Annotated in this window: 18 protein-coding genes; 10 read left to right on the plus strand and 8 right to left on the minus strand. The window is 73.2% G+C overall.

What is annotated here, in order from left to right; all coding sequences use genetic code 11:
* Positions 1 to 44: 44 nt before the first annotated feature.
* Positions 45 to 272 carry a hypothetical protein gene (locus tag ACYVD5_RS25365; protein WP_461003660.1) on the plus strand — a complete coding sequence of 76 codons (228 nt, stop codon included), beginning with the start codon at positions 45 to 47 and terminating at the stop codon, positions 270 to 272.
* Here ACYVD5_RS25365 and ACYVD5_RS25370 read toward each other — a convergent pair.
* The gene (locus ACYVD5_RS25370) at positions 220 to 1,362 is read right to left on the minus strand and encodes an EamA family transporter (RefSeq protein ID WP_461003661.1); all 1,143 of its coding nucleotides are present in this window, start codon (positions 1,360 to 1,362) and stop codon (positions 220 to 222) included. The genes ACYVD5_RS25365 and ACYVD5_RS25370 overlap by 53 nt on opposite strands.
* A gap of 71 nt (positions 1,363 to 1,433) precedes the next feature.
* Here ACYVD5_RS25370 and ACYVD5_RS25375 point away from each other — a divergent pair, with 71 nt between their 5' ends.
* Positions 1,434 to 2,429 (plus strand): LysR family transcriptional regulator, encoded by a 996-nt coding sequence (locus ACYVD5_RS25375; protein ID WP_461003662.1) that lies wholly within the window; start codon positions 1,434 to 1,436, stop codon positions 2,427 to 2,429.
* 56 nt (positions 2,430 to 2,485) lie between these two features.
* Here the strand turns inward: ACYVD5_RS25375 and ACYVD5_RS25380 are convergent, their stop codons facing one another.
* Positions 2,486 to 3,427: a LysR family transcriptional regulator gene (locus tag ACYVD5_RS25380; RefSeq protein ID WP_461003663.1), complete on the minus strand. Its 942-nt coding sequence runs from the start codon at positions 3,425 to 3,427 to the stop codon at positions 2,486 to 2,488.
* Between the two features lie 148 nt (positions 3,428 to 3,575).
* Positions 3,576 to 4,514 carry a ketopantoate reductase family protein gene (locus ACYVD5_RS25385; protein ID WP_461003664.1) on the minus strand — a complete coding sequence of 313 codons (939 nt, stop codon included), beginning with the start codon at positions 4,512 to 4,514 and terminating at the stop codon, positions 3,576 to 3,578.
* 377 nt (positions 4,515 to 4,891) lie between these two features.
* Here ACYVD5_RS25385 and ACYVD5_RS25390 point away from each other — a divergent pair, with 377 nt between their 5' ends.
* Positions 4,892 to 5,446, plus strand: a complete 555-nt coding sequence (locus ACYVD5_RS25390) for a GNAT family N-acetyltransferase (protein WP_461003665.1) — start codon at positions 4,892 to 4,894, stop codon at positions 5,444 to 5,446.
* A gap of 59 nt (positions 5,447 to 5,505) precedes the next feature.
* Here ACYVD5_RS25390 and ACYVD5_RS25395 read toward each other — a convergent pair whose 3' ends face one another.
* The gene (locus ACYVD5_RS25395) at positions 5,506 to 5,994 is read right to left on the minus strand and encodes a MerR family transcriptional regulator (protein WP_461003666.1); all 489 of its coding nucleotides are present in this window, start codon (positions 5,992 to 5,994) and stop codon (positions 5,506 to 5,508) included.
* A gap of 172 nt (positions 5,995 to 6,166) precedes the next feature.
* On the opposite strand from ACYVD5_RS25395, the gene ACYVD5_RS25400 reads away from it, so the two are divergent.
* Together ACYVD5_RS25400 and ACYVD5_RS25405 are read left to right on the plus strand one after the other, a co-directional pair.
* A complete protein-coding gene (locus tag ACYVD5_RS25400) occupies positions 6,167 to 7,126 on the plus strand; it encodes an aldo/keto reductase (protein ID WP_461003667.1) in 960 nt (319 codons plus the stop codon).
* A 219-nt stretch (positions 7,127 to 7,345) separates the two neighbouring features.
* Positions 7,346 to 8,011, plus strand: coding sequence for a pyridoxamine 5'-phosphate oxidase family protein (locus ACYVD5_RS25405; protein ID WP_461003668.1), 666 nt, complete (start codon positions 7,346 to 7,348; stop codon positions 8,009 to 8,011).
* Positions 8,012 to 8,075: 64 nt separating this feature from the next.
* Here ACYVD5_RS25405 and ACYVD5_RS25410 read toward each other — a convergent pair whose 3' ends face one another.
* From ACYVD5_RS25410 to ACYVD5_RS25420, 3 genes are all read right to left on the minus strand, one after another.
* On the minus strand, positions 8,076 to 8,744 hold the full coding sequence (locus tag ACYVD5_RS25410; RefSeq protein WP_461003669.1) for a DUF2306 domain-containing protein: 669 nt from the start codon (positions 8,742 to 8,744) through the stop codon (positions 8,076 to 8,078).
* 309 nt (positions 8,745 to 9,053) lie between these two features.
* Positions 9,054 to 9,710 (minus strand): response regulator, encoded by a 657-nt coding sequence (locus tag ACYVD5_RS25415; protein WP_461003670.1) that lies wholly within the window; start codon positions 9,708 to 9,710, stop codon positions 9,054 to 9,056.
* Positions 9,707 to 10,855 carry a sensor histidine kinase gene (locus tag ACYVD5_RS25420; RefSeq protein ID WP_461003671.1) on the minus strand — a complete coding sequence of 383 codons (1,149 nt, stop codon included), beginning with the start codon at positions 10,853 to 10,855 and terminating at the stop codon, positions 9,707 to 9,709. Before ACYVD5_RS25420 ends, ACYVD5_RS25415 begins: the two co-directional genes overlap by 4 nt.
* A gap of 175 nt (positions 10,856 to 11,030) precedes the next feature.
* Here ACYVD5_RS25420 and ACYVD5_RS25425 point away from each other — a divergent pair, with 175 nt between their 5' ends.
* On the plus strand, positions 11,031 to 12,371 hold the full coding sequence (locus ACYVD5_RS25425) for a hypothetical protein (RefSeq protein WP_461003672.1): 1,341 nt from the start codon (positions 11,031 to 11,033) through the stop codon (positions 12,369 to 12,371).
* 441 nt (positions 12,372 to 12,812) lie between these two features.
* On the plus strand, positions 12,813 to 13,484 hold the full coding sequence (locus ACYVD5_RS25430) for a cyclase family protein (RefSeq protein WP_461003673.1): 672 nt from the start codon (positions 12,813 to 12,815) through the stop codon (positions 13,482 to 13,484).
* A gap of 125 nt (positions 13,485 to 13,609) precedes the next feature.
* On the opposite strand, the gene ACYVD5_RS25435 is transcribed toward ACYVD5_RS25430, so the two are convergent.
* A complete protein-coding gene (locus tag ACYVD5_RS25435; protein ID WP_461003674.1) occupies positions 13,610 to 15,733 on the minus strand; it encodes an FUSC family protein in 2,124 nt (707 codons plus the stop codon).
* 282 nt (positions 15,734 to 16,015) lie between these two features.
* Here ACYVD5_RS25435 and ACYVD5_RS25440 point away from each other — a divergent pair, with 282 nt between their 5' ends.
* From ACYVD5_RS25440 to ACYVD5_RS25450, 3 genes are all read left to right on the plus strand, one after another.
* A complete protein-coding gene (locus tag ACYVD5_RS25440) occupies positions 16,016 to 16,717 on the plus strand; it encodes a lysophospholipid acyltransferase family protein (RefSeq protein WP_461003675.1) in 702 nt (233 codons plus the stop codon).
* Between the two features lie 457 nt (positions 16,718 to 17,174).
* The gene (locus ACYVD5_RS25445; protein WP_461003719.1) at positions 17,175 to 18,530 is read left to right on the plus strand and encodes an FAD-dependent oxidoreductase; all 1,356 of its coding nucleotides are present in this window, start codon (positions 17,175 to 17,177) and stop codon (positions 18,528 to 18,530) included.
* Positions 18,531 to 18,917: 387 nt separating this feature from the next.
* The gene (locus ACYVD5_RS25450) at positions 18,918 to 21,044 is read left to right on the plus strand and encodes a penicillin-binding transpeptidase domain-containing protein (protein ID WP_461003676.1); all 2,127 of its coding nucleotides are present in this window, start codon (positions 18,918 to 18,920) and stop codon (positions 21,042 to 21,044) included.
* Positions 21,045 to 21,074 lie beyond the last annotated feature (30 nt).

Genomic DNA, 21,074 nt, shown 5'->3' on the forward strand with positions numbered 1-21,074 from the left:
TGTGCCCGGCGCGCTCGGCCCCGGTACAAGCGTAAGTTGGAGGCATGGAGGAGGACCTGATCACGCCGCTGCTGGAGTCCGCCCGCGGCGATTCGCCCCTGTTGGCGCTGCGAGCCATCGTCGAAGTGCGCCAGGAGGCCGAACGGCTGGAGGCGATCCAAGTGCGGCGGGCCCGGATACAGGGCTTCACGTGGAGCGAGATCGCCGTGATCCTGGGCATCAGCAAACAGGCGGTGCACAAGAAGTACGGAGGCCGGCGCAAGGAAACCTGAGCCGGCCGGCTCCGGCGGCCGGCGGGCGGCCCGCTGCGGGCGGGCAGAGGGCTCCTGGAAGCGCCCGTTCAGGCCACCCGCTCGGGGACACCGCCGAGCCGCTCCTCCCCGGTGGGACCGCGGCCTGCCCGCTGGGCAGCGCCTGCGGCCCGTCCCCGCCGCCTTCCTGCTGCGGCTCCCGCGTGCGCCGGCGCGCGGCGGCGCCCGGCCTGCGGCCGTCGCCGCGGGCCGCCCCGATCCCGGCGGCCACCACCAGTGCCATGCCGCCCACCTGTACCCAGGCCGGGATCTGGCCGATGAGGGCCATGCCCATGACCAGGCTGACCGCCGGTTCGAGGCTGCCGAAGGTGGAGAACGCGGAACGGCCCATGCGTTGCAGCACCACCATCTCCAGCAGGAACGGCACCAAGGGGAACAGCACCGCGATCGCCAGGGTGATACCCAGCACATGCCCGATGTTCGGGGCGGCCAGCACCGGCGGAAGCCCGAACGGTGCGGTCAGCACCGCCCCGACCGCCATCGCCACCGCGAGCCCGTGCACCGCCTGGAAACTACTGCCGACGCGCTGGGTGAACACGATGTAGAGGGCCACGCACACTGCGCCGGCCAACCCCAGCGCGACACCGGCCAGATCGGCTCCGCCGGTCCAGGGCCGGGTGAGCAGCAGGACGCCTGCGGCGGCCGCGGCGATCCACACGGCCTCGCGGCGGCGGCGCAGGGCCAGCACCGCCACGGCCAGCGGCCCCAGGAACTCCAGTGCGGTGGCCGTTCCCAGGTCGATGCGGGCCGTTGCCGCGGAGTAGAGTGCCATCATCCCCGCGCTGGCTGTGCCCAGGATCACCGCTGTACCCAGCTCGCGCCGGCTCGCGCTGCGCAGCGCACGCCACAGCGGGCGCCCGCCCAGCGCCGCCAGGATCACAGCCGCCCACAGCAGCCGCAGCCAGGTCACGCCCAGCGGCCCGGCCTCGCTGAACGCCCGGACCGCCAGCGCGCTTCCGGTGTGCAGCACGAACATACCGACCAGCAGCAGCACGGCGGGCGGAACCCGGTCCAGGGCAGGGCGAACCGCGGCAAATGGGGAGATGATCATCCGACCATTGCACTCAGCAGGTCTGTTTCTGTCCACGGAGCATTGGCGGATCGATCGTGTAGTTTTGGTGAATGGACTTGACGCGGTTGCAATTGCTCGTGGAACTGGAGCGGCTGGGCACCATGGCAGCGGTCTCGGAGACCACCGGCATGGGCACCTCCGCGGTCTCCAAGCATTTCGCGGTGCTGGAACGCGAGGCGGGCGTCCGGCTGCTGGCTCCGGCCGGACGGCGGGTGCGCCTGACGCCTGCCGGGCACCGGCTGGCCCGCCACGCCGTCGACATCCTGGCCCGGGTCGATGCCGCCCAGGCCGAACTCGCGGGCGGCGGGAAACCGGTGGGCCAAGTGAACCTGGTCACCTTTTCCAGTGTGACCGGGCCGATCGTACTGCCTGCGATGCGCCGGCTCCAGACCGACCACCCCGGCATCGAGGTCCGCCTGATCGAGCACGAGCCCGACGACGCCCTGGAGCTGCTCCAGTCGGGAACGGCCGATATGGGGCTGGTCTACGACTACAGCCTGGTGCCGCGGCGCTTCCCCGGCTCGCTCACCCTGCGGCCGGTGGGCACCGAACCGCTGCTGCTGTCCCAACCCTCGGGCCCGCCGGCCACCAGCCGCACCATGACCCGGCGGCGGCTGCGCGACCTCGCCGCCGCCTCCTGGATCGCCAACTCGCGCGGCAGCGACGAGGACGAGCTCGTCCAGCGCATGTGCGCCGCGGCCGGGTTCGCGCCGCGGATCCGGCACCGCATCGACGACCTGGAGATCCTGGAAGAGGTCGTCGCCGCCGGAATGGGGGTGGGTGTCATGCCCAAGCTGGCCGCCGCCACGCGCCGCGGCGTCGTGCACTCCCCGCTCGGCGAGCTCGGCGGCACCCGGCGGATCTCGCTGGCGGGCAGCACCGGCGGATGGTCCTGGCAGCCGATCGCGCTGCTGGCCCGCTACCTGCACGAGGCCGCCCAAACCGCACTGGACGACGCGGCGCCCCCGCCGCCATTGCCCGCACCCGGCGGGACGGACGGGCCTGTGGATCCGGCCGGGCCGGAGGCGCCGGACGGCTCCGGCTGAGGACTCCCGACAGGGCGGCGGCGCGCTCGGCGACCCGGCGTTGGGTGCCCGAAGTGCTAAGCGGCGCCCGGGTCCGAGACCATCAGCGGGCCCACCGAGGGCACCGGGACCTTGCTCGCCGCCTCGCGCACCGCGCTGAGGAGCGGCTCGGCGTTGTAGCCCGCCCGGGTGACCGCGACGATGTGGCGGCGGGCGGTGTTGCGCACCGTGCGGACCAGGATGTGCGGGGCCGACAGCCCGGTCCAGCCCAGGCGCGGCATCAGCGCCACGCCCAGCCCGGCCCGCACCAGCGCGAACACCGCGCTGAACTCGTGGACGGTGTGTGCCACCCGCGGTTGGAAGCCGGCCTGGTGGCATGCCGCCGCGACGCAGTCGTACCAGGGCGAGCCGGGCGCCGACATGATCCAGTCGGCGTCGGCAAGGTCGGCGGCCAACTCGAGGTCGGTGGATGCGGCCAGCGGATGGTCGTAGGGCAGCACGGCGTCGAAAGGCTCCACCATGATCGGGGCGACCTGGAAATCCGCGGAGCCGCTGGAGGGCAGCGTGCCCGAGGACATGGTGACCGCGATGTCCAGTTCGCCCGAGCGCAGCATCTCGGTGCTGTGCTCGGGCTCGGCCTGCACGATCTCGAACCGCCAGCCGGGGCGGCTTTCGCGCAGGGCGGCCACCGCCGGTGCCACCAGGTCGCTGATTCCGGTGGCGAAGGAGCCCACGCGTGCGACGCCGACCCGGCCCTCGGCGTACTCGGTGAGGTCGGCCTGCGCGCGCTCCATCTCGGCGAAGATGACGTCGGCGTGGCCCAGCAGCACCCGGGCTGCGCCGGTGAGGACGAACCGGCGCCCCTGCCGTTCGACGAGGGCGACCCCGGTCTCCTTGGCCAGGGCGGCGAGCTGCTGCGAGACCGCCGAGGGGGTCACCCCCAGCGAATCGGCCGCTCCGGCGACCGTTTGGTGGTGGCCAAGTGCCTGCAGCAGCTGCAACCGGCGCACGTCGATCATGTTCACAATGTAATCCGCGGGAAACACCGGCGGTCGCCGCGGCCTGCCCGGGCACCTTTGTTCACCGCGTGATGTCGGGCACAGCTCCGCACCGGGCGGAGCCACCGCCGGGGGCGGCGCCGGCGGCTGGACGCGGCGGTGCGGTCGTTCAGCTCGCGGGGTCGATGCCGCGCAGGTCGGCCACCAGGCGCTCGACGGTGGGCACGGGCGTAGCCGACCGCTGGGCGGCGCGCAGCAGGGCCCCGCCCAGCGCGTCGATCTCCATGGGGCGGCCGGCCTCGCGGTCGCGCAGCATCGAGGGTTTGGTGGCGGGCGGGGCGGCCTCGAACATCCCGACGACACGGTCGGTTTCGACGCTGATGCCGTTGGCGGCGGCCACCGCCGCGACCTCCTCGGCCACGCCGACCATGTCGGCGCGGCGTTCGGTGCGCGTGGTGCCTATTGCGGTCCCGTGGTGGGTGCACACCAGGGCGGTCGCCAGCAGGAACTGGAACTTGCGCCACAGCACCGCGTCCTCGTCGCCGCGGAGCCGTACCCGCAGACCCGCCGAGCGCAGGGCGGCGGCCAACCGCTCGACCCGCTCGGGCGGCGCCCCCGAGTAGGCGATGTCCATGTCCGCGAACGGGCTGGTCTGGGCGATGCGGCCGGGTCCGGTCCGGGTCGACTCCACCCGGATGGAGGTGCCCAGCACGTGGGCGCGGGGGTAGTACGAGCGCAGCAGCGCCATGTGCTCGAAGCCGTTGAGCAGGGGCAGCACGAGCGCACCTTCGGCGACCTGCTGCGGCGGTACCCGCTTGAGCGCGGGCTCCAGCGCGGTCGCCTTGGGTGCGATGACGAGTACGTCGGCCGGCTCGGTGGCCGCCGGTGCGGCGGGCACTCCGACCCGGAAGTCGCCCAGGACCGCGGATTCCACCGCCAGACCGTGCGCCGCGATGTGCTCGGCGGTGGACTCGGTGGCGACGACGGCCACGTCGCGGCCGTCGCTGGCCAGCGCGCCCGCCAGCAGTCCGCCGACGCCGCCGGGCGCGAGGACGGTGATGCGGCCGGGCTCGGCTGGGTTAGCGGGGTCGGGAACGTGCGCGTTCATGCTGCTGACCGCCTTCTCGGATCGAACGGCCGGGGCGAGCCCTGAGCGGGCGGTGCACCGGATCAACGCCCCATTGTGGCGCCGACGTTGTTCCCGGGGCCCTTCGGGGTAGCCGACCGTTTCCGGCCTGCGGGGCGGCGCAGGCCGGATGGGGGCGGTGCGGAGCTGAGCGGAGACCGCGCAGCACCACCGTCAAATTCGCCGGAATTTTCTCGGTGGTCACGAGACCGGCACCTTCTTCACGTGTCGCTACGGCACTCGGGGTAATCACCACGTACCGTCAGGAATACAGCCCACCTCGCCGATTGGTCTGTACCACGACCGCTGGGGCGGCGAGGGCGGGGCGTGCGGACGCAACGAGAACGGGTGGAAAGAACATGGAAACTTCGTTGGCGACCAAAACTCACGGTGGAGTTCCGACTCTGCGCTACCGGTACCTGGGCTCCGCCGACGTGGACCAGCTCGCCGGGCTGTGGGCCGCGTTGCACGAGCAGCACAGCACGACGGCTCCGCATCTCGAAGACATCATCACCCGCGTGAACGCCGACGAATCCTGGCGCCGCCGCAGGGCGCAGTACCTGGCATGGCTGAACGAGCCGGAAACCCTCGCCGTGGTCGCCGAACGCGGCGGCGAGTCGGTCGGCTACGCCATGGTGACCATCCGCGAGAACGAACAGGGCTCCTGGGACCGGGGTTCCAGAGTCGCCGTCGTGCAGACCCTGTCCGTCCACCCCGACCACGAAGGCACCGGTGTCGGCTCGGGCCTGCTGGAGGAACTGCGCCGCCAGGTGGGCGCCATGGGCATCCGCGATCTGGAGCTCACCGCGCTTGCCACCAGCTCCGAGGACATCCGCTTCTTCGAGCAGGAGGGCTTCCGGCCCTTTGTCACGACGATGGTCAGCCGGATCGGGGGCGTCGGCGGCCACGACTGAGCCGGGCGGCGCCGCCGAAATCCGCAACCGCGCGCGGGCCGGCCGCGGATGCGGTCCCGCTACCCCTGTGCCGCGCCGCGCTCCGGGCCGCAAGCGGTCTCTCCGCAGCCGGGCCGTTCCGCCCCGGACGGGGCCTGGGCCGCCGAGTCCGCGGAGGCACCCGTTGCGGCCTCGGCCAGGCGGGCATCGTAGATGCCGATCTTGGTGTCGAGGTAGCGCATGGTCGACTCCAGCCGTTCCAGCTCCGCGCGCAGGTGCGCCCGGTGCTCGGCGAGCAGCGTGCGGCGCAGCGCCGTGGTCTCCGGCCCCTGGCGGATGAGCCGGGCGTAGGCGAGCATGCCCTGGATGGACATGCCGGCTTCCCGCAGCCGGGTGACCATCTCCAGGCGGTCCAGCTCGGCCGCGCCGTAGAGGCGCTGGCCCGCCGCCGAACGCGGCACCGGATCGATCAGCCCGATCCGCTCGTAGTAGCGCAGCGTGTCGGCGGAGAGGCCGGTGCGGTCGGCGGCTTCGGAGATCGACAGGCCGCGCGGGGGTGCTGTGCTCATGCTCCTGAATCTAGTCCGCCTCATCCGCGATCCCCGCAGTAGGCGACGGTGCCCATGCCGGTGCTTCCGGCGGAAACCGCTTTGCGTTGGAGTGCGCTCCAGGGGGCACAGTGGCCGCCGCAGCCGCACCGCGGCCGCAGGAGACGCACACAGCAGGGAAGGGGGACAGGCCATGCTCGCCAGGACCACGCTGGGGGCCGACGGTCCGGACATCGGGGCGATCGGGTTGGGCTGTATGGGTATGTCGCACGGCTACGATCCGCACGGCCGCGACGAGGCGGTCTCGGTTTCGGTGATCCACCAGGCGCTGGACACGGGCGTCGACCTGCTGGACACCGCCGATGTCTACGGGCCGCACACCAACGAGGAGCTGGTGGGGCGGGCGCTGGCCGGCCGGCGCGGACAGGCCGTGCTGGCGACGAAGGTCGGCTTGGTCACCGATGCCGACCACCCGCTGGGGCGCCGCAATGACGGGCGCCCCGAGCACATCCGCGAGAGTATCGATGCGAGCCTGCGCCGACTTGGCACCGACCACGTCGATCTGTACCAACTGCACCGGCTCGACCCCGATGTGCCGATCGAGGAGAGCTGGGGTGCGATGGCCGAGGCGGTCGCAGCGGGCAAGGCGCGCGCCATCGGGCTCTCGGAGGTGGCGGTTGCCGACATCCGGCGTGCTCAGGCGGTGCACCCGGTCGCGTCGGTGCAGTCGGAGCTGTCGCTGTGGACCCGCGACCCGCTGGCGGAGGTACTCCCCTACTGCGAGGCGAACGGCATCGCGTTTTTGGCCTATGCCCCGCTCGGCCGCGGGTTCCTCACCGGCCGGTTCCGCAGCGCGGACGATATCGCCGCGGACGACTGGCGGCGGACCAACCCGCGCTTCCAGCAGGACGCCCTGGACGCCAACCAGGCGATCGCCGACGCCACCCGCCGCGTCGCCGAACGCCGGGGGCTCCTCCCCGGCCAGGTGGCGCTGGCCTGGACGCGCGCCCAGAGCCGGCGCGTGGTGCCGATCCCCGGCACCAAGACGCCGCGCTATCTGGCGGAGAACGCCGCGGCCGGCGGCATCGGGTTGACCGCCGCGGAGCTGGCCGAACTGGACGCGGTTCCCGCTGCGGCAGGCACGCGCTACTGATGGCGGGGGCCGCCGGCCGGACCGTTGCGGGATCCGGCCGGCGGCGCCCCGCTGCAGCCGCGCAAGACCTCTACGGCTGGTGCCTTCCGCCTTTCGCCGGGTGCGCCGCTGTGCACCCGGCGAAAGGCGGGGCGCCGGTCCGCCCTTGACATGCCACCAGCCGCGAACCAACATACTAGTACGTAATAAACGTTGAACTAGTTCAAAGTTGGTACATTAATGGCCGGTCAGGAACAAACCGCCTACCCCGTCGCCGCGAGCACGACGCCCACCCGCCACGCCGAACGCGTCGGGTACGACCGCGGTACCGTCCACGCCATCCTCGACGCCGACTACATCTGCCACCTCGGTTTCGTCGCCGATGGCGCACCCGTTGTGCTGCCCACCCTCTACGCCCGGGTGGGCGAGCGGCTCTACCTGCACGGCTCCACGGGAAGCCGCCCGCAGCGCGACGCCCGCGACGGGTTGCGGGTCTGCGTCACCGTCACCATCGCCGACGGGGTGGTGCTGGCCCACTCGGCCATGCACCACTCCATGAACTACCGCTCGGTGGTGGCGCACGGGACCGCACGCCGGGTCACCGACCAGGCCGAAAGCCGGGCGGCGCTGGATGCGCTGGTCGACGCCCCCTTCCCCGGCCGTGCAGGCGACTGCCGGCCGCCCACGGCCAAGGAGTTGGCCCAAACCTCGGTGCTGCGGCTCGACCTGCACGAGGTCTCGGCCAAGATCCGGACGGGCGGTGTCAGCGAGGAACCCGAGGACCGGGACCTGCCGCACTGGGCGGGCGTGGTGCCCGCTGCGCGCTCCTACGGTCCCCCCGAGCCCGACACCGGCGGCGGCGCGGGCGAGGTCCCGCTGCCCGCCTACCTGCGCGGCCTCACCTGACGACCACGGCGGGCACCCGGCCAGGCGGACAGCGCGGAGACGGCCCCCGGCCCGGCCACCGGGCTCACCCCCTGGCCGGGAGCGTGCGCCCCGCGCGCACCGGTCTCCTGCGGATGACCCACTCCGCCACGGCCGCGTTGATCACCCAGCCCGCCGCCATGGTCAGCGCCCGGCTCGACTCGTCGACCGGCCCGGCAAGCAGGATCCAGGGCACAGAGGTCAGCACCTGCGTCCCCGCGCCGAGGCCGATTGCGTAGCCGCGCATCATCCAAGCCCGGTGGCGGGCGATGTCGCGCCGCCGGATCGCGGCGCAGCCCAGGACGATGCAGGCCGCCATCGCCATCCCGAACACCAGCCTGATCAGTCCCAACGGCTCGAACAGCTCCCCGTCGACCGCTGGAAGGTCGTAGAAGGCGGTCATCCACAGCCCCGAAAGCGCGGCGGCGAGCCCCAGGGGAACCAGCGCCCGCCCGCTGGCCCGGTGCCAGCCGGGCCTGCTGCGGCGCAGCCCCGCGGAGAACTGGAACGCTCCCAGCAGGCAGTAGGGGGTGACGGTGAGGATGTGGACCACCACCGGCAGCGGCGCTGCGGCGAACCGCGCGTTCTCCGGGGTCACCTCGGCGCCCGAGACCAGTTCGGTCAGCCGGAACCCGCCGGCGACCACGGGTACGGCGCTGAGCAGTATCAGTGCGGCGGGCACGAGCAGGTCCGCGGGGGTGGAAGCAGCCTTCACGGCGATAGCCCTTTCTCTGGGGCGGCCGGCTGATGCGGCCGCCTGGTGCAGGCCGGCGGGAAGGCGCGGACGCGGCAAACCGGCGCCGGGCGCCCGTCCGCTCCCCCGCCCACGGTTCGAGAATGGCCGCTTGAAGCCCGCTCGCCATCGGCGCAACGGCTCGATCGGACTTGGCCGAAAGGGCGGGATCCGGGTGTACCTCCGGCCGCCGGCAGGCGGGCCGCGCCGCGCGCAGCACCGCCCGGCCGCTCCGGCCCGGCACGATGGTTTCGGCGGATCCTGCGGACCCGCGCGGCCCCGGAGGCGGAGTCAGTTGCGGACGCGCTTGGTCTCGTAGGCCCACATGGCGATCTCCACCCGGTTGCGGGCACCCAGCTTGGCCATCAAGCCGGCGATGTGGGCCTTCACGGTGCTCAGCGAGATGAACAGCTCCGCGGCGATCTCGCTGTTGGTGCGCCCCCGCGCCACCGTGACCAGGATCTGCTCCTCGCGGTCGGTCAGCGCCTCGATGGGCTGCACCGGTTGCGCAGGGGGTTCGGCTTCGGCAAAGGCCGCCAGCAGGCGCGCGGTAACGCTCGGCGCGATGAGCGCATCGCCGTCGGCCGCGGCGTGCACGGCCTGGGACAGCAGGTCGGGACCGGCGTCCTTGAGCAGGAATCCGCGGGCGCCGGCGCGCAGCGCGGAGTACACGTACTCGTCGAGGTCGAAGGTGGTGATGGCGACGACAGCGGGCGGATCCGCGACCCCGGCGCCGGTCAGCAGGCGCGTGGCCTCGATGCCGTCCAGGCCGGGCATGCGGATGTCCAGCAGGCACACATCGGGGCGCAGCCGCCGCGCCAACTCCACGGCGGCACGCCCGTCGGCGGCCTCGCCGACGACCTCGATGCCCTCGCGGGAGTCGAGGATCATCGCCAGCCCGGTGCGGACGATCTCCTGGTCGTCGGCGACGAGGACCCGGATACTCAAACCGTCCCTCCCCGGAAAGGCAGCACCGCGGTGACGCTCCAGCCACCGCGCTGCGGGTCGGGGCCGGCGGCGCAGGTGCCGCCGAGCAGTTGGGCGCGTTCGGCCATGCCGGTGAGTCCGTAGCCCGGCGCCGCGGTCGGGCGCCGCTGTCCCGCCTCTCCGTCGTCGCGCACCTCCAGGCGCGCGGCGGCGGCCTCGATCCGCACGCACACGACGATCCGGGTCGCGTTGCGGGCGTGGCGGCGGGCGTTGGCGACCGACTCCTGGGCGAGGCGGTAGAGGGCGGCCGCGGTAGGCGCCGGCAGGCCGTCGGTGTCGCCGCTGATCCGCACCTCCACAACGGGTCCGGTGCCGCCGTCGCTCGCAAGCCCGCTCAGGTCGGCGACCCCGCGCCCGGGGCGCGGCGCGGCATCCCCGGCCGGTTCTCCCCGCCGCAGGACGCCCACGATGGCGCGCATCTCGGCGAGCGTGCGCGTGGCTTCGGTCTCGATCACCTGGAGCGCGTCGGCCGCTGCGGCCGGCCGCGCCTGCGCGGTCGCCAGCCCGGCCTGGGCGCGTACCGCGATCGCCGAGACGTGGTGGGCGACGGTGTCGTGCAGGTCGCGGGCCAGCGCTTCGCGTTCGAGCATCTTGACCCGGTCGAACTCGCGCATCCGCGCCCGGACCCGGTAGCGCAGCGCTGTACCCAGCGCAGCGGCCGCCGACAGTACGGCGGCTCCGCCAAGTGCCTCGCCGGCGGAGCCGCCGCCGAACGCGAGCGCGAAGGCGATGCCGGCGAGGAGGACCGCCGATCCGGCGGCGATCTCGCGGCCCGACCCCCAGCGGTACAGCGCATAGGGCAGCAGCAGCAGGAACACAGCCGTTGCGGGTTCGGCCGCGCCGCCCGTCAGCGCTTGGGTGAGCGCTCCGGCGGGGCAGGCGACCGCAAGCATGAGCAGCGGCCTGCTCCGCCGCCACAGCAGGGTCAGCAGCAGTCCGGCAAAGACCGCAACGGAGACCCACCGCCACGGCGGATCCAGCCGCAGGGCGCCGTCGAGCACCGTCAAGGCGATGAGTGCCCCCACCAGGGCGCCGTCCCGGAGCGGCCGGGGCGCGGGAGGGACCGGACGGGGCTCGTCCCACACGGTGCGGAGAAGCGCGTGCACTCCCCCATCCTAGAAGCACGCCTCCCGCCGGTGATCGGCCGAAAGTACAAGGCGCGGCCCGGCCGCCCGCCTCCGGAACGGCTGCCGGCACCCCGCCCTTCGCCGGCCCGCTGCGGGTGTCCGGCCGGCCGCGGCAGCGGGCCGCGGGCCGCGCTGGACCACTAGGCTCGGCTCCGTGGCAGCAACCGACGCGAACACCTGCAACTTTCCCGGCTGTTCCCGCTCCGTGCCGCGCAGTTCCGCGCCGGGGCGGCCGTCGCAGTACTGCGACCTGCCCGAGCACACCCGGTGGCGCGCCTGGCGCGAGCGCCAGCGGCTGGAGCAGGAGTTGGAGCGCGAAGCCGCGGAGCAGCCCAGCGGCGATCCGGGGTCTTCAGCGCCCGACCCGGGCGGCGCCGCAGCGGGCGCGCCGGGCGCGGGTGCTTCTGCGGCTACTCCCGGCATTGCCGCCGCCCCCGTTACCGAGGCGCGGGTGCGCGCCGAGGACCTGCTGACCCGTTTCTCGGTACAGGTCGAGCAGCTCTCCACCACCCTGGGTTCGGCCCGCGAGGCCTTCGCGGACATGACCGATCCGGCCAGTGTCGAAGCGCAGGTGGAGGCGGCCCGCATCGACGCCGCCCGCCGGGTGGCCGAGGCGGACTCGGCCCGGTTGGCGGCCGACAACCGCCGCCGCGCCGCAGACCAGGCGCGCGGCACCGCCGAGGATGCGGCGGCTTCGGCGGTCTCGGCCGCGGGCGCTGCGGAGCGGATGGCCGACGAAGCCATCGCCCGGCGCGAAACCGCCCTTGCCGAACGCGACCGCGCCGCCGGCGACGCGTCGCGCGCCCGCGCCGAACGCGAAGCCGCCCACGCGGAGTACGAGGCCGGGCTCGCAGCGGCCCAGCGCCGCGTCGACGCCGCCCAGCAGGAGGCCGCCGAGCGCATCGCCGCCGAACGGCAGCGGGCCGAGGCCGAGCTCGCCCGGGTGCGCGAGAGTGCGCGCACCGAGGCGGAGGAACTGCGCGCACGGCTCACCGAGGAAGAACGGGCCGCTGAGGATGCCGCCCGGCGCGCGGACGGCGCGCAGCAGCGCGCCGAGGAGGCGGAGCGGCGGGCCGGCGACGCGGACAGGCGGGCCGAGCGCGCCGAGGCCGAAGGCGCTGACCTGCGCGGCCGTGTCGGCGAGCTGTCGGCCGAGCGCGACCGGCTCGCCGAGTCGCTGGAGCACGCGCGCAGCGCCGCCGAAGAGGAGCGCACCCACCACCGCACCGAACTCGCCCGCCAGCAGGCCGCGGCCGCCGACACCCTCGCCGCCGCCAAACAGGACGCCGCGGCACGGCTGGCCGCCGTCGACGACGCCCGCGCCCAAGCGCTGCACCGCGCCGAACGCGCGGAGTCGCAACTGGACGAAGCCCTGGCCGACCTCAAACGCCTCCGCGGGCAGGGCGCGCCGGAGGCGGCGGCAGCGCGGCGGGACGAGGAGCCGCAGGGTGCCGGGCCCGGATCGGAGGCGGCGCCCTCGGATCCGGCCCATTAGCGGTCCGGAGCGGATCCCCGCTGCTTCCGCTCGCCGGGTCATGGCGGCCAGTGCGTTAGGGGCCGGGCCACCCGGCAGGGGTCCGCTGGGCGGCCTTTACCGCTCCCACCGCAGGCGGCAGGGGCGGGCGGCGCACCGACCCTGCAGAAATGCCCGGATTTCAACGCTGGGACCGGCATTTCTACATGATCACCACCGGGAACCCGACATAACCGGCGCGCTGTCACCGCACTTCCGCAGCGCCCGGCCGATACACGGTGGGCGCCCGTGGGAAGCGGCTCCTGTGGCGTCGGGGGTTACCACCGCATCCCGCCGCAAAGGCCGAAAATGCGGGGACACCCCTGGCGGCGGGTGCTGCAACCGATAGGGTTCGTGGTCTAGACCTCTGTCCCCGCTTTCGGGGACAGCGACCCCGGGACGTGCAGAGAAGAGGGCGGAGTAATGACGCAACTGGTCGACGTCAGCCACCAGATCGCGGCCGGCATGACCACCTACCCCGGGCTGCCGGGGCCGGTCATCGAGGACCACTTGTCCTTCGAGGAGTCGCAGGCCACCTACGCCCAGGGCACCGAGTTCACCATCGGCCGGATCTCCCTCGTCTCCAATACCGGGACCTACCTGGACACTCCGGCACACCGCTACCGGGACGGCGCCGATCTGGCCGACCTGGAGCTGGAGAAGGTGGCCAACCTGCCCGGCGCGGTGATCGACGCCCGCGGCAGCGGTGAGCGCGCGATCACCGCGGAGGCCGTGAAGGGGGTGGACGTGGCGGGCCGGGCGGTCCTGGTGCGCACCGGGTGGGACCGGCACTGGCGCTCGGAGCAGTACGGCTCGGCCGAGCACCCGTACCTGGCCGCTGATGCGGCCCGGGCCCTGGCCGACGCGGGCGCCGCGCTGGTGGGTATCGACTCGGTGAACATCGACGACACCTCGCCGCAGAGCCAGGGGTCGCGCCCGGCGCACTCGCTGCTGCTCGCCGCCGGGATCCCCGTGGTCGAGCACCTGTGCCTGCTGGACCGGCTGCCCGCGACCGGATTCACCTTCTTCGCCGTTCCGGTCAAGATCCGCGGTCTGGCCACGTTCCCGATCCGCGCCTTCGCCGTTGTGGAGTAGTGGAGTGAACACCGGCTGATCCGCCGGGCCGCTGCCGCCGGGCTCGCCGTTCCGGGTTTTCCGCTCGGGTTTCGGGCGGGCCCGGGCGGCCCGGCCGGGGGTGCCGCCGCACCGGCCCGCCCGGCTCACAGGTCGGCGTCGACCTCCTCCTGGGCCCGGCGGCGCTCGCGCTGTGCGCGGCGTTCCTGTTCGCGTTCGGCGCTGCGCATGTCCTCGGCGACCGCGGTGCGCATGGACGACGACAGCGCCCGCAGCTCCATGTTGATGCGCGGATAGTCGACCAACCGGGGCAGGGCGCCCAATCGGGGCACCCGCCGCTCTTGCAGGGCGGCGATCAGCTCGTCGAAGGCCAGGTCCAACCGCTGCAGCGTGATCTGCGATGCGGGCGGCGGCTTTTCCAGGGCCAGTGCCGACAGCGCCAGATACCCGGTGCGCTGCGCCGCCACGACCACCGGCCACAGCGGCTGGGTCGTGTTGGCGCGCGGGACGTCGCCGATGGCGCTGTCGTAGACGCCGCGCAGGCTGACCAGGGCCGACCGCAGGTCGCGGCGCAGTTGGTAGGTGCGCTCGGGATCGAGTTCGACCTCGGGGTCGAGCACCTGCAGCACGGCGGTGCGCGTGGCCTCCAGCACCTCGACGATGGTCTGCGGCAGCTGCGCCGCCGAGGAGCGCCGCCACAGCAGCAGCGCACCGACCATCCCCGCCACCGACCCCAGCACGGTGTCGATGAGGCGCGCTTCGGCGAGCTGCTCGGCCGGGTTGGGGGCCGCGGTGTGGGCCAGGAACAGCGCCATGGGGGTCATGAAAATGCTGGCGTAGAAAAAGTTGCGCGGCACGACGAGCTGGGTGAGTCCCATGAAACCCGCCGCCAGCGCGATGGTCGCGGCCAGCGGCATCTGCACGCTCAGCAGCAGGGCACCGATGATGACGCCGACCAGCGTGCCCAGTGCGCGCTGCAGCGAGCGGTTCACGGTCAGCACGACATTGCCGGCCTGCAGCACCGACGTGGTGGTGATCGAGATCCAGTAGAAGCGGTCGATGCCCAGCGCCAGACCGGCCACCCCCGCCAGCGCCACGGTCACGCCCATGCGCAGCGCCGTCGGCCGGATGAGCGATCCGCGGCTCAGGCTGGACCGCAGCGACGCCAGCAGCGGCGGGTACCGGGTGTCGTGCAGCTTGAGCCCGCGGCCCTCGACCTCGTGCTCGGTGCGCCGAGCCGCCTGTGCGGCCCGGGCGAGCCGGCTGTAGAGGCGCCCTTCCAGCGAACGGGGGCGCAGTCCCTTGCGCAGTTCGTCGAGTTCGCCCTCGTCCGGGGCGTGGTCCGGTTTGCCCACGGACTCCGCCAGCGCGTCGGCGAAGTCGGCGGCGACCGCCGGCAGGCGGTCGGTGCGCGACAGCGAGACGTCGGTGGCGGCCAGGTGGATGTCGGAGACCCAGCGCAGCAGGGCGCGCAGCCGCGCCGCCACCGGGGTGTCGCGGTAGCCGCGGGTCTGGCTGAGCAGCACGATCCGCCAAGCCTTGGCGACCGCGAGCGAGGCCTCGTGCTGGACGTGGTCCAAGCGCGGGGTTCCGATCGCCCGCAGCAGGGCCGCCAACTGCCGGAACGCGTCGGCGACGGCGCGGTGCTCGGGGTGGCGGCCGCGTACCAGGCCCTCCGACATCGACACCGCCCAGCCGACGCCCGCGCCCACGGCGGCGACCAGCGCGTGCGCCGGCACCTGGGCCAGCCCGCCCGGGGAGATGGTGGAGATGGCGCAGACCAGCACGAAGAACAGCGGGCCGGGCTTGTCCACGCGCAGCGCCTGGCACAGCCAGGTCGCCACGCCGGCGACCGCGCCGATGGCCACCGCCCCGGTCCAGGGATTGAGCGAGCTGAACGAGCCCACGGTCACGCAGGCGACGAAACCGACGCCCACCAGCGCCAGTGCCACGGCGCGGTACTGGTACGGGGTTTCCTTCTCGTAGAGGACGGTCATCGACCCCAGCGCAGCCAGGGTGCCGATCTGCGGTCCGAACAGTGCGGCGGCCACGGCAAAGGAGGCCGACATCGCCACGGCGGCTTTGAAGCCGGTGCTCCAGGCCCAGCCGCCGGAAGCCAACCCGAACAGGGCCTTGAGGTCGACCCGCTGGTGCGGGCGCTCGGCCACGCTGGGGCGCACGCGGGTGGGTGGACTCCAGATGGGCTCGCTCGGGGTCGGATCGTCGGATCCACCGCTGGTCGCCGCGCCCTGCTCGTGCACGGTCCCCATCGTAGGGGGAGCACCGCCGCGCCACTCCGCCCGCCGTGCCGCAGCGCCCGCGACCTGCGTCACCGCCCTGTGCGCCGGGGCTCACCCGGCACCTGCCGGCCGTACCCGCACCGGCCGGGCGACCTGGGGCGCCCGCCGCCGGGGCGGGCCGATAAAGTCGGTGCTGCCGGCACCTTGCCGGCCGCCCCGGGCCCACGCGCCGCGCCCGCGTGGCGCCCGCGTGGCGTCCGCGCCGTCCCGCACCGGGAACCGCGCCCCCGCAGCCGAAAGAGGACACCTGCCGTGCAGCTGTACGGAGCCGCCAAGACGGTCATCGCGCCGGCCACCAGAGGCATCTGGCCGCTGCGCGAGGAGGGCCTGCACCACATCCCCGCCCAGGGACCGGTGATCCTGGCCTCCAACCACCTCTCCAACATCGACCCGCTGTTCATTGCGGTCGCGGTGCCGCGGCAGGTGACCTTCATCGCCAAGCGGGAACTGTTCGCCGAGGGCAACCTCGCCCAGCGCGCCTTCACCGGGGCGCTGCGCGCCATCGGACAGCTTTCGGTCGACCGCAACCCCGGGCAGAGTTCCCAGGAGGCCATGGAGCAGAGTCTGAAGGTCCTCAGCAACGGCGCGGCGTTCGGGATCTTCCCAGAGGGCACCCGCTCACCTGATGGGCGCCTCTACCGCGGGCAGACCGGCATGGCGTGGCTGGCTCTGGCCTCGGGCGCTCCGGTGGTTCCGGTTGCGCTGGCCGGGACCGACCGCATCATGGCCCGCGGCCGCAAGGTGCCGGCGCTGCGCCGGATCGGCCTCCGCGCCGGGCCTCCGGTGGACCTGTCGGCCTGGATCGGCGAGCAGGACAAGGCGCGTTCCCGCCGAGCGGCCACCGATGCCGTCATGGCCGCGATCCAGCGCCTGTCGGGCCAGCGGTCGGTGGCGCGCTACGCGGCCTCGGTCAAGGCCGAACTCGGCTCCGGGAAAGAAAAGGGCCGGCGGTAGCGCACTGCTGGTCGGCCGGCCACCCCGGTCGGCCACCCGGCGCACCGAACGTGCAGAAATGCCCGAATTAAAGCTGATATGGGCGTTTCCGCATGGTCATCGCTAGCGGCCGGGGGCGGCCGCCAAGGTGGCCGAAACCACCCGGCGAGACCCATCCCACGCCCGACGTGAGGTAATCCACAGCCGCCCCCGGCTGAGACGCAGCGCCACCGGCGTTGCTGTTGAACAGGGCGCGAACACCGCACTGAGATGCGCGAACGCACCCGGGTCGAACAGGTGCACCCCGCTGTCCGCGACCCGGAGGGCGTTGTCTATCTTCAAAGTCGGTTTAGTAGGCTTTATCCGCAGAAGGTATTATTAGGTTAGCCTAACCTCGTTCAGCGTGCCCGGGTGGACGCAGTGCCCCGCCCGAGCAGACGCGACCAATGGAGATGTGCCAATGACGCGACCACTGCGTGTGGGAATCGTGGGGTCCGGCCCCGCGGGAATTTACGCGGCCGACCTGCTGACCAAGGACGACACCCTGACCGCGGACGCCACGCCGGTCAGCATCGACGTCCTCGACCGGCTCCCCGCGCCCTACGGCCTGGTCCGCTACGGCGTGGCACCCGACCACCCGCGCATCAAGCAGATCCAGCAGGCCCTGCACAAGGTGCTGGACAAGCCCGAGGTCCGCTTCGTGGGCAACGTCGACTACGGGCGCGACCTCAAGCTTGAGGACCTGCACCGCCACTACGACGCCGTCATCTTCGCCACCGGCTCCGACCGCGACCGCCCGCTGGACATCCCGGGCGTCGACCTGCCGGGCTGCCACGGCGCCGCCGAGTTCGTCTTCTGGTACGACAGCCACCCCGACTCCGCCCCCGACTGGCAGGTCGACGGCACCAGCGTGGCGGTGGTCGGCGCGGGCAACGTCGCCGTCGACGTCGCCCGCATCCTTGCCAAGGACGCCGACGACCTGCTCGACACCGACATCCCCGACGACGTCCACCAGCGGCTGGCCGGCAAGCAGGTCACCGACGTGCACGTGTTCGCGCGCCGCGGTATCGCCCAGGCCAAGTTCACCCCGATGGAGCTGCGCGAGCTGGACAAGCAGCCCGGCGTCGAGGTGATCGTCGACCCCGAGGACTTCGACCTGTGCGAGGCCAGCATGGCCGCCATCGAGTCGTCCAACCACGTCAAGACCAACGTCAAGGTCCTGCAGAACTGGGCCATCCGCGACCCGCGGGGCGAACCGCGCCGGCTGCACCTGCACTTCCTGCACCGCCCCGTGGAGGTGCTGGGCGAGGACCGCGTCACCGGCCTGCGCACCGAGCGCATGGAACTGACCGGCGACGGCGGCGCCCGCGGCACCGGCGAGTTCATCGACCACGATGTGCAGGCGGTCTACCGCGCCGTGGGCTACCTCGGCTCGCCGGTCGCCGACCTGCCCTTCGACGACGAACGCGGCGTCATCCCCAACGACGGCGGCCGGGTGCTCGACCTCGACGAGCAGCCCCTCACCGGCGTCTACACCACCGGATGGATCAAGCGCGGCCCGGTCGGCCTCATCGGCCACACCAAGGGCGACGCGCTGGAGACCGTCACCAACCTGGTCGCCGACCGCGAAAACCTCGCCCCGGCGGCCGAGCCCGACCCCGGGGCGTTCCTGCGGCTGCTGGACGATCGCGGTGTCGCCTACACGACGTGGGAGGGCTGGCAGCGCCTGGAGGCCCACGAGGAGTCCCTGGGACATCCGCGCGGCCGCAAGCGGATCAAGGTGCGCTCGCGCACCGACATGACCCATATCGCCCGCGCTGACGAGCACGCCTGAAACAGGCGGTTCGGCATCCGCATCCGGCCGCACCCGGCCCGGATGCGGATGCACGGCGGCATGGGCCCGTGCGATCCCGATGCAGGGCGGGGACAGTGTGATGTGGATTACCGCCGTCACCCCCCGCCCACCCGGAACACAGCACGGCTGTGATGGGTTACAGTCGCCAGTGGTCGGTGTGGTAGCAAGTGTCCCCCGGGCCTCACCTAATGCCTTCGCGGAATACCGCGTACGGCGCCCGCTCCGGCGGACGACCGTGCGGACTTCGGAGCCGCGTTGTGCCTCGCGCCGAGAGGCGACCGCCACACCGGCCACTCATCCTCTCTCTCCCGCCCCGCGCTTCTGCTCATGAAGGCGGGGCGGAGCTGTTCGGAAGGACGACCCCCCGTGGACGACGATCGGCGCCCCTCCGGGCCGGGCGATCCCGCCCCGCCCCCTGTGCCGCCCGAGCGGCACGGCGACCACGCGCACTCCCCCGAGCCGGGCGCAGCACCGCCTCCGCAACCCCCGCACACCCCCGGCGGCGGGCCCGCCGGTCCCGAACCGTGGCAGCCCGCGGCGCCGGCCTCGCCGTACTCCATCCCCGGAACCGGCCCGGCAGCACCACCGCCCGAGACCGCAGGCGCCGACCCCTTCGCGGCCCCCGGCCCCCGGTACTCCGTCCCGGAGCCGCCCGCTGCGGCCTCCACTCCCCCGTCCGGCGCGGTGTTCTCCCGCGGCGGTACCTCCGACCCGCCCGAACCGCCCGGCCCGGGCTACTCCTACTCCGGCTCGGGGGCCGCCGCGGCCGGCGCCGCACCTCCCCCGGGTCCCGGCGCCGAACCCCCGCCCGGCGCCGAGCCTCCGCCCGGCGCCGCTCCGCGCCGCTCCCGCAAGGGCCTGGTCATCGGCATCGTCAGCGCCGCCGTGGTCCTCGCCCTCGTCGGCGGCGGGGCCTCCTGGTACATCATCAACCTGCCCGGCCCCGAAGACGCCGCCACCGCCTACGCGCGGGCGTGGAGCTCCCAGGAGTACGGGGACATGGGCGGCCTCACCACCGGCGGCGACGCCACCGCAGCGCTGAAACTTCTCGATGAGAACCTCGGCATCGACAAGGCCAAGGTGAGCACCGGCCAGGTCGAGGAGAGCGGCGACAGCGCCACCGTGCCCTTCGACGCCGAGTTCACGCTGAGCAACGCCGGCAAGTGGAGCTACTCCGGCGAGCTTCCCCTGGTGCAGGCCGACGGCGAGTGGAAGGTCGACTTCAGCCCCGCCGTGATGCACCCCGACCTGGGCAAGGGCCAGACCCTCGTGCGCACCAGCGAATGGGGCGAGCGCGGCCACGTCCTCGCCGCCGACGGCACCCGGTTGGACACCCCTGCGGCGTCGGGCTCGGTGCAGATGATCGTCGGCGCTGTCGGCACCGCCACCGAGGACAACATCGGCGATCTCGGTCCGGCCTACGATCTGGGCGACCCGGTGGGTGTGAGCGGGGTGCAGAGCACCTACGAGGAGCGCTTGGCGGGCAAGGCGGCCACCGCGATCCGCGTCGTCGAAGCCGGCACGGCACCCCAGGACGTGCCCGAGGACGCGCCCACCGCGGACACCCTCGGCGGCGAGGACGGCAAGGACGTCACGCTCAGCCTGGATCCCGCGGTGCAGAACGCCGCCGCCCAGGCGATCACGGGCCAGTCCAAGCCGACCGCAATGGTGGCGATCCGGCCCTCCACCGGCGAAGTGCTGGCCGCGGCCAACGTCCCCGGCGGGTTCAACCGCGCGCTGGACGGCCAGTACCCGGCCGGCTCCACGTTCAAGGTGATCTCCTACAACGCGCTGCTGAGCTCGGGGATGGGCATGGACGCCCAGATGAACTGCCCCAAGACCGCCGAGGTGGGCGGGCGCACCTACAAGAACGCCGGCGACGCCGCCTACGGTGCCCAGTCGGTCACCGAGGCCTTCGCCACCTCGTGCAACACCGCGCTGGTGCAGGAGGTCGCCAACCGGTTGGACGGCTCGGCACTGCTCAACAGCGCCGAGCGTTTCGGGTTCAACTCCGACCTGCACAGCGGGCTGCCGGTGTTCAAGCCGTCGCTGCCCAAGCCTGAGGACGTCAGCCTGCTGACCGCTTCCAGCATCGGCCAGGGCAAGGTGCTGACCTCGCCGCTGCACATGGCCTCGGTTCCCGCGGCCGTGGCCGACGGCTCGTGGCGCCCGCCGATGCTGGTGACCGAGCCTGCGCCGGCCGACCGCCCCGAGCCCAAGCCCATCGACAACGCGCAGAACCTGAGCGCCATGATGCGTGCGGTGGTCACCGAGGGCACGGCCAGCAACGCGGGTTTCACCGGCGAGGTGCACGGCAAGAGCGGCACCGCCGAGTTCGGCACGCCCGACGAAAGCGGGGAACTGCCGGCGCACGGCTGGTTCATCGGCTATGAGGAAGGCCTCGACCTCGCGTTCGCGGTCATCGTCGAGGACGGCAAGAGCGGCGGCGGTGCGGCCGCACCGCTCGCCAAGTCGCTCCTTGACGCCCTGTAGCGGGCTTGCAACGGTCCCAGCGGGTCTGCA

It is taken from the genome of Streptomonospora sediminis, assembly GCF_054778995.1.